This is a genomic window from Microbaculum marinisediminis (assembly GCF_025397915.1).
Taxonomy (GTDB): domain Bacteria; phylum Pseudomonadota; class Alphaproteobacteria; order Rhizobiales; family Tepidamorphaceae; genus Microbaculum; species Microbaculum marinisediminis.
In genome coordinates, this window is the sequence record NZ_JALIDZ010000004.1 from 12,306 (window position 1) to 30,001 (window position 17,696).

Consider the following 17,696-nt stretch of genomic DNA (forward strand, 5'->3'; position numbering starts at 1 on the left):
ACACGAAACGGGGCCCGCTCAGCGCCGTTCCTGGCGCTCGCTGCGCCCGGTGCGCGCATCCGCGCCGGCAATCGTCATACCGGTCTGCGGCGCCCGATCGAAGGTGTGGACTTCAGCCTCGAACGCCTCCTCGTCGTCATGCGACATCGCGCGTTCGGGCTGGCGCGCCGGGAAGGTGCAGGTGACCACGGTCCCCTGTCCCGGGCGGGTCTCCAGGTCGACCGAGCCGCCGTGCAGCTCGACGAAGCTCTTGACGATCGACAGCCCGAGCCCGGCGCCGCGATGGCGGGTGCCGAGCGAATGGCTCTCGAAGCGCTCGAAAACGGTGCGGCGGACCTCGTCGGGTATGCCCGGCCCCGTGTCCGACACGGCGAACACGATGTGATAGCCACCATTGCGCCGGCAAGTGATCCGCACCGACTGGCCGGGGTCGGAGAAACCGACCGCGTTGGACAGAAGGTTGAACAGGATCTGGCGGATGCGCTTCTCGTCGGCCTCGAAACTGCCGATGTCCTCGGGCACGTCGATATCCAGCGCGATCTCGGATTCCTTGAGCCGGTCCTGCAGGCCGTCGGTGACGGCCTCGACGGCGGCGCGGATATCGACGTCGCCGATATCGAGCTCCATGACGCCGGCGTCGATCGTGGCCAGGTCGAGAATGTCGTTGATGATCGCCAGCAGCGCGCTCGACGACGACAGGATGTATCCGGAATATTCGCGCTGGCGCTCGCTCAGCGCCCCGGGCTCGCCGTCGCTCATCAGCTGGGCGAAGCCGATGATGTTGGTGAGCGGCGCCCTGAGCTCGTAGGACACCTTGTGCACGAACTCGTTCTTGATCCGCGCCGCCGTCATCAGCGCCTCGTTGCGGTCGCGCAGGGCGCGCTCGATGCGGGCGGAATCGCTGACATCGGTGAACACGACGAGCGTCGCCCCGTCGGGCAGCGGCACGGCGCGCAGGTCGACGATCGAGCGGTCGGGACGCTCCATCCGCACCGACACGGATTCGCGCGAATCGAGCAGGCCGGTGACGACCGCCCGCAGGGAGGCCCACACGGTGTCGTCATCGTAGAGGTCGCGACACCAGCCGATGACCGCCTCAACATGTGGCTCGCCATCGAGGTCGTCGCCGGAGAGGCTCCAGATCGTCGCGAAGGCCGGGTTATGCAGTTTCAGCCGCCCGTCGGTGCCGAACACGGCGATGCCTTCATCGAGGCTATCGATGGTCTCGCGCTGAACCTGGGTGAGCGCCACGAATCGGCTTTCCAGGTCGATCGACGCGGTGACGTCCTCGAACAGCGCCGAGACGGCCCCGTCGCCCTGGCGCGCCAGCACGACGCGGAAGGCGCGCCCGTCGGGCAGATGCCAGAGCGTCTGACGCATCGGCTCGCCGCCGTCGGCGCCGCGATCCGAGCCGAAGATGGCAAGCTGGTCGTCGCGCCAGCGGCGATACTCGCCGGGCTCCTGGATGCGGCCGGCGGCGCGCAGCCGGTCGAGGATCTCGTCGAAGCCGGGACGGCTGTCGAGGAACGGCTCGTCGAGAGCCCAGAGCTGGCGGAACGAGCGGTTGTTGAAGACGAGGCGGCGGTCGGCGCCGAACACGGCGACGGCGGTGGAGACCTGGTCGAGCGTGCGCGCGTGGATGGAATCGCGCGTGCCGAGCTGATGGCGCAACCGGTCGAGCTCGTTCACGTCGACGGCGATGCCGGCATTGAAGCGCTCGGCCCGGACGTCCCAGACTTCGTGCACCCGGTCGCCGCCGCGGACCGACACCGGCACCTGCCGGTGCGCGATGCCGCCAGCCTTGCGGGTTTCCTCGACCTGGGCGCGCGCCGCGTCGTCGAGAAGCGGCGTATCCGCCTCGATCGCCGCCTTCAGGTCGCCGGCGCCGACGGCGCGGGCATAGGCGTCGTTGGCCCAGACGAGCTTGCCGCCGGCATCCCTGAGCCAGGCCGGCATGGGAACGACGTTCATCAGCGCATGCAGGCCCTCGACGTCGCGGCTGAGCCGCTTGAGCCGGTCGTGGATCCCGGCGAGCTCGCGGCGCTGGCCGGCGAGATCGCGCATGCGCAACACGGCGCGGCCGCCGACGGAGCGGCCGTCCGCCTCGACGTGGCCGGGCTCCGCATCGCCGCGCGCGCGGGTGCGCAGCATGACGTTGAAGCTCTCGCCGCGCGCGCGCAGGCCGGTCACGAGGCGCTCGAGCTCGAACGCGGAATCCGCGTCGAGCCATTTTCCGAAGGCGAGGACGTCGCCGCGCCGGGCCGGCAGGACCCGGGACGGACCGGGATCGCACTTGATCTCCGGCGCCTCGTCCGCCGGTGGCCAGACCACGAGCACGTTCTGGTCGACGGCCAAGAGGCCCTCGGCCCGTTCCACCCGCGCGCTCAGCTCGCCGATCTGCTCGCGGGCACCGCGCTCGACCGCCTGAAGCCGCGCACGCGTGCGCACGAACAGGACCGCCGCCAGAACCGCAAAGAACAGAATGCCGAGAAACAGGCTGAGAGCGGCCAGCGTCTCCTGTGGAATGCTGGCGGCGGAATCGACCACGCGGCCGCGAAGGGAGGTGACCGCTTCGGCGATCTCGGTCCGCGCCGACGCGCCGGACTGTGCCAAGGCCGGCATTGGACTCAGCCAGGCGAGACACAAGGCGAGCGTCGGAGCGACGCCACCGTCGCCCATCTGCCGCCGCTTTGGTCTCATTCCGCCCGTCCCTCAATCCGCGCCCAACGGAGTTGTGCAGCCGTCCGCCGGAACGTCAGCCCCCTCACCGCGAACGAATCAGTCCGCCGTTAATCTAAAGGGACGGACGAAGCCTGTCATGGTGGCAAGCGGGTCGTATGGCGCCGCCTACCGGCCGGCGGGATATTAATCTGGTTAAGCTCTTAACGGCGCAATTAAGCGAAACCGTGCAATTTTAAGCGAATTGTTCGCGTTTTTGGCCGCCAAAGAGCGCCGGCTAACCGTCCGGCCCGCCATCGCGGGGCGGGATCAACTCTCGTGGAAACCCGCTTCGACGAGCGCGGCGAGTTCGTCGAGGGCCTTTTCGGCCTGCGGCCCGGTCGCCGCGATCTCGATCTCGCAGCCCGGCGACGCCCCCAGGACCAGCAAACCCATGATGGATGTGCCGGCAACCGTCTGGTCATCGCGGGACACCGTGACTTCGGCGTCGAAGGCGCCTGCGAGCTTGACGAACTTGGCGGACGCGCGGGCGTGAAGGCCGCGCTGATTGCAGATCCTGACGATCCGGCGCAGACGGTCGTCGCTATCGGCGCCGGCGGCGCTGTTGTCGAGATCGGTCATGCCACCTGCCGCCTACTTGCCGTTGCCCGAAAGGACCTCGCTGGCGACGCTGATGTATTTCCGGCCCGCGTCGCGGGCCATGGCGCCAGCGTCGGCGAGCGCGGTGTCTCCGCGAATGCTGGCGAGCTTGATCAGCATCGGCAGGTTGACGCCGGCGACGACCTCGACCCGCGCACTTTCCATCACCGAGATGGCCAGATTGGACGGCGTTCCGCCGAACATGTCGGTGAGTATGATCACGCCGGCGCCGTCGTCGACCCGGGACACGGCGGCGAGAATATCGTTGCGCCGGCGTTCCATGTCGTCGTCGGGACCGATCGATATGGTTTCAAAGTGGTCCTGGGGACCGACAACGTGCTCGAGGGCTGCTCTAAATTCCGCAGCGAGGCGGCCGTGGGTGACGACGACGAGACCGATCATCTTCTGCCGATCATGTTCCTGAGTGCGTGTTTTCCCGTGTGATCGTTCTTGCCAGTCCCCGGACGCGCCACTCTTGCGAGGCGGCCTAGCCGGAGGCGGTTTATCCTGTCACACGTTCTTCGCGTTCCGTAATTCGCGTTCCATTCCACGCGTTCCACCGGGCCCGCGCGTCACAAGGGCCGACCGGCCGCTGCGCCGGCGCATCTTGAACCGGTCCGCAGCCGGGTTTCAAGCCCGAATGCGCGGGGTTGGTCCCGTCTCCGGATCGTCGCCCAAATCGTTAGACGGACCGCCCCCCCGGCGGTCCGTCGAATTCGCGCTCCGATTTCCCGTCCGAATCCCGTTCCAGGTGCCGGCGGCGATCCGTTCCAGCACGGCCAGCACCCTGCCGGTCGCGGCCGCATCGCCCGCCGGCACGGCGATGCGCGGCAGCGCGACTCCGGCGATCGCGACCGTCGCCTCGGCGGGACCGGGCAACCGTTCGACGCGATCGGGCGCGACCATGTCGACGACGAGGCGCACGACCGCGCGCGGCTCGTGCGGACCGGGGAGGATCCCGACGCCGCGCATTTCCATCAGGCCGCGGATCGGCTCCGGCGCGATCGCCACGAGGCGGTCGCCGCGGGCAACCACGGACACGGCATCGTCGGCGACGAGGCGAACGGGCAGGCGCGTCCCGTCGCGGGCGAGAAGGGCGGCGGCGAGGGCGGACTTGCCGCTGCCGGGCGCGCCGCGGATCAGCACCGCGCCGGCGCCGATCAGCACGCAGGTCGCCTGGACGAGCGGCAGGGGCCGCCGGTCGGGGGGGCGGTCGTCCGTGGAGCGGGTCATGATGCCTTCCGGCCGGCGGCCGGGAGGCGGACGACGAAGCGGGCGCCGAGCACGGATCCGGCAGGCTTGCCGTCCTTTTCGCCGCTCGAGATCCGGTTCTCGGCGGTGATCCGGCCGCCGAGCGCCTCGACGATCTGGCGCGAGATCGACAGGCCGAGGCCGGAATGGTTGCCGAAGGCCTCGCGCTCGCCGCGGTCGGTGTAGAAGCGCTCGAAGATGCGGTGTGCGGTCTCCGCCGGGATGCCCGGGCCGTCGTCGTCGACGACGATCTCGACCTCGTCGCGCACCCGCCGCGTCGACACGTGCACGGTGCCGTCGGCGGGCGAGAACGACTTGGCATTGTCGACGAGGTTGTTGACGACCTGGCCGAGGCGGGTGTCGTGGCCGATGACGAAGTAGTCGGAGGGGCTCGCGGGCTTGGCGATGGTCAGCTTGACCTCGGCCTGGCCTTCGCGGCGCATCTCGTTGGCCAGGGTCACGACCGTCTCCAGCAACTCGACGATATCGACCGGCTCGGCCTCCGTGCGGGCGAGCTCGGCGTCGAGGCGGGACGCGTCGGAGATGTCGGTGATCAGCCGGTTGAGGCGCTTGACGTCCTGCTGGACGATGGCGAGCAGGCGTTCGCGGTCCTCCTCGGTGCGCGCCAGCGGCAGGGTCTCCACCGCGCTCCTCAGCGAGGTGAGCGGGTTCTTCAGCTCGTGGGCGACATCGGCGGCGAAGCTCTCGATCGCCTCGATGCGCTGGTAGAGCGCGCGCGTCATCGACCGCAGCGCCCGCGACAGGTGGCCGATTTCGTCGTTGCGGTCGGTGAAATCGGGGATCTCGGCCCGCGCCCTGGTGCCGTAGCGCACGCGCTCGGCGGCGGCGGCGAGACGGTGCACGGGACCGGCGATCGTCGAGGCGAGCAGGATCGACAGGCCCAGCGTGACGACGGCGGCGACCAGGAAGATGCGCAGGATCGCCATGCGCTCGGCGGCGACGATCGAGTCGATGTCGCCGCCCTGGGTCGACAGCAGCAAGGCGCCGTGCACGGCGCGGAAGCGCTGGATCGGCACCGCCACCGAGACGATCATCTCGCCCTTGTCGTTGACGCGCACGACGCTCGCCGAGGAGCCGTTCAGCGCGGCGTCGACCTCGGCGTAGCTGCGGCCGCCGTCCGCGCCGATCTCCTCGTAGAGCGGCAATTCGCCGCGGCGCAGCCACAGGCGCAGCGCCTCCCAGGCGCGCTCGAACACGTTCCGCTCGTTGCCGCCGGGGGCGGGCAGCTCGTAGCGCAGGATCTGGCCGCGCGAGAAGATGTGGCGGGAATCGAGGATCAGGAAGCCGTCGCGGTCATAGATGCGCGCCCGCGTGCGCGTCGGCGAGATCAGGCGCCGCAGGATCGGCGCGACCTGCTCGGGATTGATCAGGAAGTCGACGACGCCGAGCTGTTCCTCGGTCGGCGAGACGCTCTGCCCCGCGCCGAGCTCGAAAAAGATCTCGGGGTCGACCCTGAGCGCGTCGGGATCGTAGGCGCCGGAGGCGGCGATGGCGCCGGCGATGATCTCGCCCTGAGTGAGCAGGCTCTCCACGCGGGCGTCGATCAGGCCCTCGCGGAACTGGTTGAGATAGAGGATGGCCGAGACCATCGCCACCAGACCGGCGAGGTTCAGGATGGCGATGCGCTTCGTCAGGCTGGAGAAGACGTAGTCGCCGAAGAAGCGGCGGACATAGCGCCGCCGGCCGGCGGCCTCGCCCGCGTCCGCCTGCTCCGTACGGACCTCGTCTTCCTGTCCGGCCCGCCAGCCCCGTTCCGCCTCCACAGCCATACGGTCTCGCTCAGTTCTCCTTGAAGCGGTAGCCGACACCGTAGAGCGTTTCGATCATGTCGAAGCTCGTATCGACCGCCTTGAACTTCTTGCGGAGCCGCTTGATGTGGCTGTCGATCGTGCGATCGTCGACATAGACCTGGTCGTCATAGGCCGCGTCCATCAGCGCATTGCGGCTCTTGACCACGCCGGGGCGCTGGGCGAGCGCCTGCAGGATCAGGAACTCGGTGACGGTCAGCGTCACCGGCCTGGCGTCCCAGGTGCAGGTGTGGCGCTCGGGATCCATCATCAGCTGGCCGCGCTCGATCGCCTTGGAGCCCTCCTCGCGCGGGGCAGTGGCCTCGCGGGCGCCGGCGCGGCGCAGCACCGCCTTGACGCGCTCGACAAGCAGGCGCTGGGAGAACGGTTTGCGGATGAAATCGTCGGCGCCCATCTTGAGCCCGAACAGTTCGTCGATCTCCTCGTCCTTGGAGGTGAGGAAGATGACGGGCATCTCGGATTTCTGGCGCAGCCGGCGCAGAAGCTCCATGCCGTCCATGCGCGGCATCTTGATGTCGAGGATGGCGAGATCGGGCGGCGTGGCGCTGAGGCCTTCGAGCGCCGAGGCACCGTCGGTGTACGTCAGAATCCTGTAGCCCTCGGATTCCAGCGTCATGGACACCGAGGTCAGGATGTTGCGATCGTCGTCGACGAGGGCGATTGTCGGCATGATTTCTTGCGACTCGCGGCTGTTTGCACGAAGTTCCGGACGCCACTCATCGCGTCCACAGGGCGAAAATGTGGCGGCGCCGCGCCCGGATTTCTATAGTCGCCCATGAGATTAGACGCAGTTTAGTGCGAATACGTCCCACTGTCATGGCTTGATCGGAGGCTGAGCCGATGAACGATACCAAAACAGAGCGCCCCTTCGACGCGGTTTCGAGCGCCCGCGAGGTGATGCGGCTGGCGCTGATCGGGAGCCTCGCGACCCTGGACGCGCAGGGCCGGCCCTATGCCTCGCTGGTCACCACGGCGACCACGATCGCCGGGGAACCGATCCTGCTTTTGTCGAAACTGGCCGTGCACACGCAGAATCTCGACCGCGATCCGCGCGCGTCGCTGCTTCTGGTCGGTCCGGGCGGGGAAACCGGCGATCCGCTGGCCGGCGCGCGGGTTTCGCTGACGGGCACGGTCGCCCGCGACGACGACGACCACCTCGAGCGCCGGTTCCTGGCCCGCCATCCGGAAGCCGCGGGCTATGCCGGCTTCGCCGATTTCGCCTTCTATCGGTTCACGGTGGACAGCGGGCATCTGGTCGCCGGATTCGGGCGGATCGTCGACATTCCGGCCGCGGATCTGCTGGTCGATGTCGAAAAGGGGCTCGCCGAGACGGAATCGGGCGCGGTTTCGCACATGAACGAGGACCATGCCGACGCGCTGCGCCTCTATGCCACGCAGCTTCTCGGTCTGGGCGACGGGCCCTGGCGGGCGGTCGGCCTCGACCCGCTGGGCCTCGACATGCTGTGCGGAACCACGCCGGCCCGGCTCGATTTCCCCGCTCCGGTCACCAATGGGGGAGACCTCCGCTCCACCCTTGCGACGCTTGCCCGAAAGGCGCGGTCGGATGCCGCATAAACTAAGTACAAAAGCGGATACAGCTACTGCTTGCTCCCCGCTTTTCCACGGTCTAGTTTCGCCGCCCACGAGCCGGGCGGAACAAGGGCGGCTCGCTAAGGCGTGAAACCGCCGGGTGCGCTTGAACGTTCGCATCCGGCGACGAGTTTGGCCGGGCGCGGGCGCCGGGCCGAAGCGACATGCGGGAGACGCAGGTGAAAGAGATCGGTGTGCGTAATCCGGCCCACGGGGCGGAGGAATTCGGCTTTTCGGGCCTGGAGGAGGTCCGGTGGAACCTCACCGAGCCGCTGCTCTTCGAGGCCGCCGTCGCGGCGGGTGAAGGCGAAGTCACGGCGTCCGGCGCCTTCACGGCCATAACCGGCCAGCACACCGGCCGCTCGGCCCAGGACAAGTTCGTCGTTCGCGACGAGGCCACCGATCCGGTAATCTGGTGGGACAACAACAAGGCGATGTCGCCGGAGCACTACGAGCGGCTGCGCGCGGACATGCTGGCCCACGCCAAGGGCAAACGGCTCTACGCGCAGGACCTGTTCGGCGGCGCCGACGCCAACAATCGCCTGCACGTCCGGCTCTTCGTCGAATACGCCTGGCACGCCCTGTTCATCCGCCACCTGCTGATCCGCCCCGACCGCCACGATCTCGGCCAGTTCCTTCCCGAACTCACCATCGTCGACCTGCCGAGCTTCCGCGCCGATCCCGAGCGCCACGGCTGCCGCACCGAGACGGTGATCGCCTGCGACCTGAGCCGCGGCGAAGTGCTGATCGGCGGCACCAGCTATGCCGGCGAGATGAAGAAGTCGGTGTTCACGGTGCTGAACTACCTGCTGCCGGCCAAGGGCGTCATGCCGATGCATTGCTCGGCCAATGCCGGCAAGGCCGGCGACACCGCCGTGTTCTTCGGCCTGTCGGGCACCGGCAAGACGACGCTGTCGGCCGATCCGTCGCGTACGCTGATCGGCGACGACGAGCACGGCTGGGGCGCCGACGGGATCTTCAATTTCGAGGGCGGCTGCTACGCCAAGACGATCCGGCTGTCGGCGGAGGCCGAGCCGCAGATCTATTCGACGACGCAGCGCTTCGCGACCGTGCTCGAGAACGTCGTCCTCGACGAGACCACCCGCGAGCCGGACTTCGACGACGGGTCGCTTACCGAGAACACCCGTTGCGCCTATCCGCTGCACTATATCGACAACGCCAGCCCGACGGGCCTGGCCGGCCATCCCGGCAACATCGTCATGCTGACCTGCGACGCCTTCGGCGTGATGCCGCCGATCGCGCGGCTCACCGCCAGCCAGGCGATGTACCACTTCCTGTCCGGCTACACGGCCAAGGTCGCCGGCACCGAGAAGGGCGTGACCGAGCCGGAAGCGACGTTCTCGACCTGCTTCGGCGCTCCGTTCATGCCGCGCCATCCGAGCGTCTACGGCAACCTGCTGCGCGACCTGATCGCCCGGCACGGCGTGTCGTGCTGGCTGGTCAACACCGGCTGGACCGGCGGCAAGTACGGCGAGGGCCGGCGCATGCCGATCGCGGCGACCCGCTCCCTGCTCGCGGCCGCGCTCGACGGCTCGCTCAATGCCGCGCCGATGCGCGTCGATCCGGTGTTCGGCTTCGAGGTTCCGACCGCGGTGCCCGGCGTCGACTCCCGCATCCTCGACCCGCGCTCGACCTGGACCGATCCTGCCGCCTACGACCTGCAGGCCGAACGCCTCGTCGGCATGTTCCAGTCGAACTTCGCCAAGTTCGAGACCCATGTCGATCCGGAGGTCCGGGCCGCCGCGCCGGAGCTGCGCGACGCCGCCGAGTAGCGATCTCGCCACCCGCCGCCGGTCGTCCCGACGGTGGCGGCCGTCGTGCTTGCGTTCACTGGCGTTTGAGTCGATACCCGCACCGCATGGAGCGGGCATCGATGCGTGACACCCTCGACCTCGACGCCTATCTGCGGCGGATCGGCCATGACGGCGCCCGGACGGCGACGGCCGCGACGCTTCGGTCCGTCGTTCTGGCGCACACGAAGGCGATCGCCTTCGAGAACCTCGATCCGCTGCTCGGCCGCCCGGTGCGGCTCGATGTCGGTTCGATCCAGCGCAAGCTGATCGCCGGGGGCCGCGGCGGCTACTGCTTCGAACACAACCTGCTACTCGCCCACGCCCTGCGCGCGATGGGATTTGGCGTGACCGGGCTTGCCGCGCGCGTGGTCCTGGACCTGCCGCCGGGCGCGATGCGGCCGCGCACGCACATGCTGCTCCTGGTCGGGATGGACGGCGGGACGGATGGCGGGCGGGCGATCGTCGATGTCGGCTTCGGCGGCCTGACCCCGACGGCACCGCTGAGGCTCGAAACCGATGCCGCGCAGACGACGCCGCACGAGCCGTTCCGGGTCGACAGGGTTGATAGGGGCGACAGGGGCGAGACCGGCTACCGCCTGGATGTGCGGATCGCCGACACCTGGACGCCGCTCTACGCCTTCGACCTGCAGGCCCAGCACGACGCGGACTTCGAGATGATGAACCACTATACCGCGACCCATCCCGCCTCGACCTTCCGCAACGCGCTGATGGCGGCGCGGGTCACCGACGACGCCCGCTACGGCCTGCGCGACGCGGTGCTGTCGGTGCATCGCCGTGGCGCGCCGTCGCAGCGGCGGACGCTGGACAGCGTCGCGGCCATCCGCGACACGCTGGCCGACCCGTTCGGGATCTCGCTGCCGGACGATCCGGCCCTCGACCCTGCCCTCGACGCGGCGCTTGCCCGTCTCGTCGGGGAGACGGCCCGATGAGCCCGCCGCGCGGCGCGGTCGCCGCCGGCCATCCGCGCACCGCCGAGGCGGCGGCCGACGTTCTGGCCGAGGGCGGCAACGCATTCGACGCCGCGATCGCCGCGCTGTGGATGGCCTGCGTCTGCGAGCCGGTGCTGGCGAGCCCCGGCGGCGGCGGCTTCCTGACCGCGCAGGCGGACGGGCGCACGCGCGTGTTCGACTTCTTCACCGCGGCGCCGTCGCGCGCGCTGCCGCAAGACGAGATCGAGTTCGCCGAGGTGACCGTCGATTTCGGCACGGCGACGCAGGTCTTCCATATCGGCGCGGGCGCCAGCGCGACGCCGGGCTTCGTGCCGGGCGTCTTCGCCGTCCACGAACAGCTCGGCAGCCTGCCGATGCGCCGCCTGACCGAACCGGCCGTCGTCGCCGCGCGCGAAGGCGTGCGGGTGATGCCGCTGCAGGCCTACGTGTTCGACATTGTCGGGCCGATCTACCGCTGGACCGACGCGGCGGCCGCCCTGTTCGCCCCCGACGGCACGCTGCCGCAGGACGGCGCGACGTTTGCCAACCCGGCCCTGGCCGAGGCGATCGACGCGATCGGCCGCGAAGGCCTGCGGATCGCGACCGAGGGCGAGATCGCGGCGGCGATGGCCGAGGTCTCGACCGCCCATGGCGGCCATCTCACCCATGCCGACATCGCCGGCTTCGCTGTGGAACTGCGCGCGCCGATCGAAGCGGCGATCGGCTCGGGGAGCGGAGACTGGACGGTGTCGCTCAATCCGCCACCGGCGCTTGGCGGCGCGCTGGTGGCGGCGATGCTGCGCACGCTCGACCCGCATGACGCGGGCGATCCGATGGCGCGCGCGCGGGCCATCGACACCGTCGACCGGTTCTGGCGCGAGGCGCCGACCGATCCCGGCCGGCTGATCGGCACGGAGGCGCCGCGGCCGGCGCAGGCGGCCACCCGCGGCACCACCCATGTCAGCGTCATCGACGCGGACGGCAACGCGGCCGCGGCCACCGTCTCCAACGGCGAGGGCAACAGCCGGCTCGTCAGGGACTGCGGCTTCATGCTCAACAACATGCTGGGCGAGGAGGACCTCAATCCGGGCGGCTTTCACCGCTGGGCACCGGGGCAACGCCTCGGCTCGATGATGACGCCGGGGATCGCGGCACGGCGGGACGGCTCCGTGGTCGCCTTCGGCTCGGGCGGCTCGAACCGCATCCGTACGGCGATCCTGCAGGCGCTGCTGAACCGGTGCTCGGCGGGGATGCCGCTGCAGGACGCCGTCGACGCGCCGCGCCTGCATCTCGAGCGCGGCCATCTCGATTTCGAGGATTTCCTTGCAGAGGCCGATCGCGCACGGCTGATCGGCGCCTTTCCCGACCATCGGGCCTGGCCGGAGCGGAACCTCTATTTCGGCGGTGTCCACGCGGTCGAGCGGACCGCCAAGGGCGGCTTCGAGGCCGCCGGCGACCCGCGCCGCGGCGGGGCGCGCCGGATCGTCTAGCCGTCCCGGACCGCCAGCCTTCGAGACGGGGCTGGCGCCCGTCCCTGTTGCGAGGGCAGAGTAAGGCCGACCCGAATGGGTCCATGCGGGCGCGGTCGCCGGAACGCGGCCCGACCACGTGGGCGATATGGCCCCGCCGCGAGGACAGGCTCCATGACCATGTCAGGCTTCAAGCCGCTGAACTTCGCTGAAGTGTCGCCCGAGGACATGCGCGAACGGGCGCGCGCGTTCCGGGCGCTGATGGCGCGGCGGCGCGGGGTGCGGGACTTCTCCGACCGGCCGGTGCCGCTGAGCCTGATCGAGGACTGCGTGATGGCGGCGGCCTCGGCGCCTTCCGGCGCCAACCAGCAGCCCTGGCATTTCGCCATCATCGGCGACCCGGCCGTGAAGTCGCGCATCCGGGCGGCGGCGGAGGCGGAAGAACGGGAGTTCTATGCCGGCCGCGCCGGCGCGGAATGGCTCGGCGCGCTCGCCCCGCTGGGCACCGACGCCGACAAGCCGTTCCTGGAGACCGCCCCGTGGCTGATCGCCGTCTTCGCGCAGCGCTACGGCCTCACCGACGGCCGGCGGATCAAGCAGTATTACGTGCCCGAATCGGTCGGCATCGCCACCGGCCTTCTGATCGCCGCCCTGCACAATGCCGGCCTGGCGACGCTGACCCATACGCCGGCGCCGATGGGATTTCTCAACGCCATCTGCCGCCGGCCCGACACCGAGAAGCCCTACGTCCTGGTGGTAGCGGGCCATCCCTCGCAAGCCTGCATGGTGCCGGATATCCGGCGAAAGGCGTTCGCGGACGTGGCGAGCGTCTTCTAGGGTCCCGGTGCTGCGGCTGTTTTCGGCGCAATTTTTCGGGCGTTTTTTTCGCGCGCTGTCTTTGGCGCTGTTTCCGGGCCGTTCCGGCGCTTTCCCGGGACGTTGGGGCCGGTGCCCCACGCACGCCCCTCTCCCTAGGGCAGGATTTTGCCTTGAAGGACTTTCCCGATTCAGCCAACTAACGGTTAATGTGCTGGCAGTAACGTGCCGGCCGAGTCATTGGAAATCACCGCTCGGGAGGGACAAATGCGGACCGGAACCAACCTCGCGAGGGTATGCGGCATAGCCGCTCTCGCCTTGGCAGCCAGCGGCGCTTTGGCCCAGGATTCGACGAAAACGGCACCGGCCGTCGTCGTCGCGGCGGTGAAGAACGAAGACGTCACCACGCGGGAATCCTTCGTCGGCCGGGTCGAGGCGATCCAGTCGGTGGACCTCCAGGCCCGCGTCGAAGGCTATGTCGAGGAGGTCGCCTTCCAGGAAGGCGCGCTGGTGAAGACCGGCAAACTGCTGTTCTCCCTCGACAAGGGCCCCTACGAGGCCTCGCTGGCCGAGGCGCAGGCCGCGCTGAAGTCGGCCGAAGCATCGCTGGAGGGCGGCAAGGCGAAGCTGAAGGACGCCGACCTGACCCTGGAACGCCAGCAGACGCTGATCAAATCCAACACCGTCTCCCAGGCCATGGTCGATCAGGCGCAGGCGTCGCGCGACGAAGCCGCCGCCAACGTGGACTCGGCCAACGCCTCGATCGCCCAGGCCAACGCCAATATCCAGTCGGCGCAGCTCAACCTGTCCTACACGGAAATCGCCTCGCCGATCGACGGGCGCATCGGCAAGGCGAACTACACCAAGGGCAATCTGGTCAATACCGCGTCGGGAACGCTGGCGACCGTCATCCAGATGGACCCGATCCGGGTGGTCTTCTCGATCTCCGACCGCACCTATCTGCAGGTCGTCGAGCAACTGAAGAAAACCTCGCCGGACAAGGATTTCCGCGACGACTTCAGACCGACCATCCAGCTCGCCAACGGCGACGAGTACCAGTACCCGGGCCAGATCTCCTTCATCGACAACACGGTCGACAAGTCGACCGGCACGATCGCGATCCGCGCCAATTTCAAGAATCCCGACTACGAGCTGGTTCCCGGCCAGTTCGTCGAGGTGACCGTGCAGGTCGGCGCGACGCAGCTGCTTCCCGTGATCCCGGTCAGCGCCATCCTGCAGGACAAGGACGGCCCCTACGTGCTGATGGTGGACACGGACAACCGGGCGCAGATCCGGCGGATCAAGACCGGCGAGCACTTCGACAACAAGGTTGCGGTCACCGGCGGCCTTGAGCAGGGCGACACCATCATCGTCGAAGGCATCCAGAAGGTGACGGCCGGCGAGGCGGTGAAGCCGCAGACCGCCTCGAGCGGGAGCTGATCGCCCATGTTTTCCGCCATCTTCATCGAACGTCCGCGCATGGCGATGGTCATCGCCATCGTCATCACGCTCGCCGGCGCGCTGTCGCTGACCCAGATCCCGGTCGCCCAGTACCCCAACATCACGCCGCCGGTGGTCCAGGTGACCGCCTCCTATCCCGGCGCCGACGCGGCGACGGTCATCGAGACCGTCGCCTCGGTGATCGAGGAACAGGTCAACGGCGTCGACGACATGATCTACATGTCCTCGACCAGCTCCTCCGACGGCTCCTACATCCTGACCGTGTCGTTCGATATCGGCACCGACCCGGACATCGCGCAGGTCAACGTGCAGAACCGGGTGCAGCTGGCGATGCCGAACCTGCCCGCGACCGTCACCGACCTCGGCGTGTCGGTCAACAAGGAAGAACCGGGCTTCCTGCTGATCGTCAACATCTTCTCGCCGAACGAGACCTACGACTCGCTGTTCCTGTCGAACTACGCCTCGATCAACGTGGTCGACCCGCTGTCGCGGGTGACCGGCGTGGGGTCGGTGTCGGTCCTCGGCGCGCTGAACTATTCCATGCGCGTGTGGATGGACCCGAACCGTATGGCGTCCCTGTCGATCACGCCCCAGCACGTCTACAGCGCCATCCAGGCGCAGAACGCGCAGGCCGCCGTCGGCCAGATCGGCGCGGCCCCGACGAACGACAGCCAGCTCATCCAGTACAACATCACCGCGCAGGGGCAGCTCTCGGATGCCCGGCAGTTCGGCGAAATCATCATCAAGACGAACGAGGAAGGCGGGGTCGTCCGCGTCCGCGATATCGGCCGTGTCGAGCTCGGCTCGCAGAGCTATACGGCGCTCAGTCTGCTGAACCAGAAGCCGACGGCGACCATCTCCATCCAGCAGTCGCCGGGCGCCAATGCCCTGGGCGTCGCGAAGGGCGTGCTGGCGGAAATGGAGACGCTCAAGGAGCGCTTCCCCGACGACCTGGACTATGTCGACGTCTACGACTCCACCAAGTTCGTCTCCGCCACCATCGACGAGATCATCCATACCCTCGGGCTGACCGGCATCATCGTGCTGCTGGTGGTCTACGTCTTCCTGCAGGACGTCCGCGCCACGATCATCCCGGCCGCCACGATCCCGGTCTCGCTGATCGGCACGTTCGCGGTGCTGCTCGCGCTCGGCTACTCGGCCAACACGATCACGCTGTTCGCGGTCATCCTCGCCATCGGACTGGTGGTCGACGACGCCATTGTCGTGGTCGAGAACGTCCAGCGCATCATGGAGGAGGAACCCGGCGTCAGCTCCAAGGAGGCGGCGCTGCGATCGATGCGGCAGGTTACCGGGCCGATCGTCTCGACGACGCTGGTGCTGATCGCGGTGTTCGCGCCGGTGGCCTTCCTGCCCGGCATTTCCGGACAGCTCTACCGCCAGTTCGCGGTGACCATCTGTACCGCGGTGGTGATATCGGCGATCAACGCCCTGACGCTGTCGCCGGCGCTGTGCGCGATGGTGCTCAGGCCGCCAAAGGAGGCCAGGGGACCCTTCCGCTGGTTCAACACCGGCCTCGAAAAGACCCGCAACGGCTACAGCCGCGTCGTCGGCATGATCGCGCGGCGCTCCATCATCGCCGGCCTGATCGTGGTGGCCGCGGGTGTCGGCCTCGCCGTCCTGTTCAACCGGGTGCCGACCGGCTTCGTGCCGAACGAGGACCAGGGCGCCCTGTTCGTGATCGTCACGCTGCCGGACGGCGCCGCGCTGCCGCGGACCGAGCGGGTGCTGAGCCAGATCGCCGACATCTCCGGCAAGACCGACGGCGTGCTCAACACCGTCACCGTGTCGGGCTATTCGATGCTGACCAGCTCGACGGGGGCGAATTTCGGCCTCGGCATCGTCGTGCTGAAGCCCTGGGACGAGCGCACCACCAAGGAACTCGGCCTGATGGCGATCTACCAGAAACTGCAGGGCGCCTTCTCCGAGATCGCCGAGGCGGACGTCATCGTCATGCCGCCGCCGCCGATTTCCGGCGTCGGAACCGCCGGCGGCTTCGACTACCGCCTGCTGGCGCAGGGCAACCAGTCGCCGTCGGAACTCGCGGCGGTGGCGCGCTCGTTCATCACCGAGGCGAACGGGCTGTCCTCGGTGGGCCGGGCCTTCACGACCTACTCGGCCGACGCGCCGCAGCTCTATCTCGACGTCAACCGCGTCAAGGCGGAGAGCCTCGGCGTCGACGTCTCGACCCTGTACCAGACCCTGCAGGCGCAGCTCGGCTCGCTCTACGTCAACAATTTCAGCGCCTTCGGCCGGGTCTACCAGGTCAACCTCTCGGCCGACCAGGACTACCGGCGCGAGATCGAGGACATCCTCAGCCTGCATGTCCAGAACAACGCCGGAGACATGGTGCCGCTCAGCACGCTGGCGACCGTGAAGGAGACGCTCGGGCCGCAGATGATCACCCGCTACAACCTGTTCCCGTCGGCCACCATCAACGGCCAGACGACGGCCGGGTATTCGTCGGGCCAGTCGATCGCCCAGCTCAACGACCTCTCGGCGGAGAAGCTGCCCAAGGGATACGGCCACGACTGGTCGGGCATGAGCTATCAGGAGATCGAGGCGGCCGGCCTGATCGGCATCGTCTTCGCGCTGGCCTTCACCTTCGGCTACCTGTTCCTGGTGGCGCAGTACGAGAGCTGGACGATCCCCTTCGCGGTGATCACGTCGGTGTCGATCGCCCTGCTCGGCGCGATATCCACCATTGCCGTGATCGACATGCTGGCGCCGAGCGGGTTCGCCAACAACATCTATTGCCAGATCGGCATGATCCTGCTGATCGGCCTGGCGGCCAAGAACGCCATCCTGATCGTCGAGTTCGCCAAGGAACAGCACGAGGCGGGCAAGTCGCTCGTCGACGCGGCGATCGAGGGCGGCCACATGCGCTTCCGCGCGGTGCTGATGACGGCCATCGCCTTCATCCTCGGCCTGATCCCGATGGTGATCGCCACGGGCGCGGGCGCGGCCAGCCGCCTGTCGATGGGCTACACTGTGCTCGGCGGCATGGTGGCGGCGACCCTGTTCGGCATTCTCGTCATCCCCGGCCTGTTCGTGCTGTTCGAGCGGATCGGCCAGGCGGTCGGCGGCCACCGCCGCAAGCACACGCCCGACCCGCTCGCCGGGAACGCGGCGGAGTAGGTTGCGAAGCAGGCGGCGGACCAGGTCGAGGAGCAGGCAACG

At 68.6% G+C, this 17,696-nt stretch carries 13 protein-coding genes; 7 read left to right on the forward strand and 6 right to left on the reverse strand.

Annotation, left to right across the window (positions count from 1 at the left end):
* Positions 1-18 precede the first annotated feature (18 nt).
* The 6 genes from MUB46_RS08985 to MUB46_RS09010 form a co-directional block, all read right to left on the reverse strand.
* The gene (locus MUB46_RS08985; protein ID WP_261615564.1) at positions 19-2,700 is read right to left on the reverse strand and encodes a sensor histidine kinase; all 2,682 of its coding nucleotides are present in this window, start codon (positions 2,698-2,700) and stop codon (positions 19-21) included.
* Between the two features lie 288 nt (positions 2,701-2,988).
* Positions 2,989-3,300: an HPr family phosphocarrier protein gene (locus MUB46_RS08990; protein WP_261615565.1), complete on the reverse strand. Its 312-nt coding sequence runs from the start codon at positions 3,298-3,300 to the stop codon at positions 2,989-2,991.
* Between the two features lie 12 nt (positions 3,301-3,312).
* Positions 3,313-3,720 carry a PTS sugar transporter subunit IIA gene (locus MUB46_RS08995; RefSeq protein WP_261615566.1) on the reverse strand — a complete coding sequence of 136 codons (408 nt, stop codon included), beginning with the start codon at positions 3,718-3,720 and terminating at the stop codon, positions 3,313-3,315.
* A gap of 228 nt (positions 3,721-3,948) precedes the next feature.
* Positions 3,949-4,551, reverse strand: a complete 603-nt coding sequence (locus tag MUB46_RS09000) for an HPr kinase/phosphorylase (RefSeq protein ID WP_261615567.1) — start codon at positions 4,549-4,551, stop codon at positions 3,949-3,951.
* Positions 4,548-6,359, reverse strand: a complete 1,812-nt coding sequence (locus MUB46_RS09005; RefSeq protein ID WP_261615568.1) for a sensor histidine kinase — start codon at positions 6,357-6,359, stop codon at positions 4,548-4,550. Before MUB46_RS09005 ends, MUB46_RS09000 begins: the two co-directional genes overlap by 4 nt.
* Positions 6,360-6,369: 10 nt before the next feature.
* A complete protein-coding gene (locus MUB46_RS09010) occupies positions 6,370-7,068 on the reverse strand; it encodes a response regulator transcription factor (protein WP_261615569.1) in 699 nt (232 codons plus the stop codon).
* Between the two features lie 170 nt (positions 7,069-7,238).
* Here MUB46_RS09010 and MUB46_RS09015 point away from each other — a divergent pair, with 170 nt between their 5' ends.
* From MUB46_RS09015 to MUB46_RS09045, 7 genes are all read left to right on the forward strand, one after another.
* Entirely contained in the window at positions 7,239-7,973 is a 735-nt protein-coding gene (locus MUB46_RS09015) for a HugZ family pyridoxamine 5'-phosphate oxidase (protein WP_261615570.1), read from the forward strand.
* Positions 7,974-8,167: 194 nt separating this feature from the next.
* Positions 8,168-9,781, forward strand: a complete 1,614-nt coding sequence (locus MUB46_RS09020) for a phosphoenolpyruvate carboxykinase (RefSeq protein ID WP_261615571.1) — start codon at positions 8,168-8,170, stop codon at positions 9,779-9,781.
* Between the two features lie 101 nt (positions 9,782-9,882).
* Positions 9,883-10,752 carry an arylamine N-acetyltransferase family protein gene (locus MUB46_RS09025; protein WP_261615572.1) on the forward strand — a complete coding sequence of 290 codons (870 nt, stop codon included), beginning with the start codon at positions 9,883-9,885 and terminating at the stop codon, positions 10,750-10,752.
* On the forward strand, positions 10,749-12,242 hold the full coding sequence (locus MUB46_RS09030; RefSeq protein WP_261615573.1) for a gamma-glutamyltransferase: 1,494 nt from the start codon (positions 10,749-10,751) through the stop codon (positions 12,240-12,242). Before MUB46_RS09025 ends, MUB46_RS09030 begins: the two co-directional genes overlap by 4 nt.
* Before the next feature lie 153 nt (positions 12,243-12,395).
* Positions 12,396-13,058, forward strand: a complete 663-nt coding sequence (locus tag MUB46_RS09035; protein ID WP_425256236.1) for a nitroreductase family protein — start codon at positions 12,396-12,398, stop codon at positions 13,056-13,058.
* Positions 13,059-13,304: 246 nt separating this feature from the next.
* Complete coding sequence (locus MUB46_RS09040) at positions 13,305-14,477, forward strand: efflux RND transporter periplasmic adaptor subunit (RefSeq protein WP_261615574.1); 1,173 nt, start codon at positions 13,305-13,307, stop codon at positions 14,475-14,477.
* Between the two features lie 6 nt (positions 14,478-14,483).
* The gene (locus MUB46_RS09045) at positions 14,484-17,654 is read left to right on the forward strand and encodes an efflux RND transporter permease subunit (RefSeq protein ID WP_261615575.1); all 3,171 of its coding nucleotides are present in this window, start codon (positions 14,484-14,486) and stop codon (positions 17,652-17,654) included.
* Positions 17,655-17,696 lie beyond the last annotated feature (42 nt).

Coding starts and splice junctions, on each gene's coding strand:
- MUB46_RS09040 (WP_261615574.1), top strand. CDS start 13,305: ATGCGGACCGGAACCAACCTCGCGAGGGTATGCGGCATAGCCGCTCTC.
- MUB46_RS09015 (WP_261615570.1), top strand. CDS start 7,239: ATGAACGATACCAAAACAGAGCGCCCCTTCGACGCGGTTTCGAGCGCC.
- MUB46_RS09030 (WP_261615573.1), top strand. CDS start 10,749: ATGAGCCCGCCGCGCGGCGCGGTCGCCGCCGGCCATCCGCGCACCGCC.
- MUB46_RS09025 (WP_261615572.1), top strand. CDS start 9,883: ATGCGTGACACCCTCGACCTCGACGCCTATCTGCGGCGGATCGGCCAT.
- MUB46_RS09000 (WP_261615567.1), bottom strand. CDS start 4,551: ATGACCCGCTCCACGGACGACCGCCCCCCCGACCGGCGGCCCCTGCCG.
- MUB46_RS09035 (WP_425256236.1), top strand. CDS start 12,396: ATGACCATGTCAGGCTTCAAGCCGCTGAACTTCGCTGAAGTGTCGCCC.
- MUB46_RS08990 (WP_261615565.1), bottom strand. CDS start 3,300: ATGACCGATCTCGACAACAGCGCCGCCGGCGCCGATAGCGACGACCGT.
- MUB46_RS09010 (WP_261615569.1), bottom strand. CDS start 7,068: ATGCCGACAATCGCCCTCGTCGACGACGATCGCAACATCCTGACCTCG.
- MUB46_RS08985 (WP_261615564.1), bottom strand. CDS start 2,700: ATGAGACCAAAGCGGCGGCAGATGGGCGACGGTGGCGTCGCTCCGACG.
- MUB46_RS09045 (WP_261615575.1), top strand. CDS start 14,484: ATGTTTTCCGCCATCTTCATCGAACGTCCGCGCATGGCGATGGTCATC.
- MUB46_RS09005 (WP_261615568.1), bottom strand. CDS start 6,359: ATGGCTGTGGAGGCGGAACGGGGCTGGCGGGCCGGACAGGAAGACGAG.
- MUB46_RS08995 (WP_261615566.1), bottom strand. CDS start 3,720: ATGATCGGTCTCGTCGTCGTCACCCACGGCCGCCTCGCTGCGGAATTT.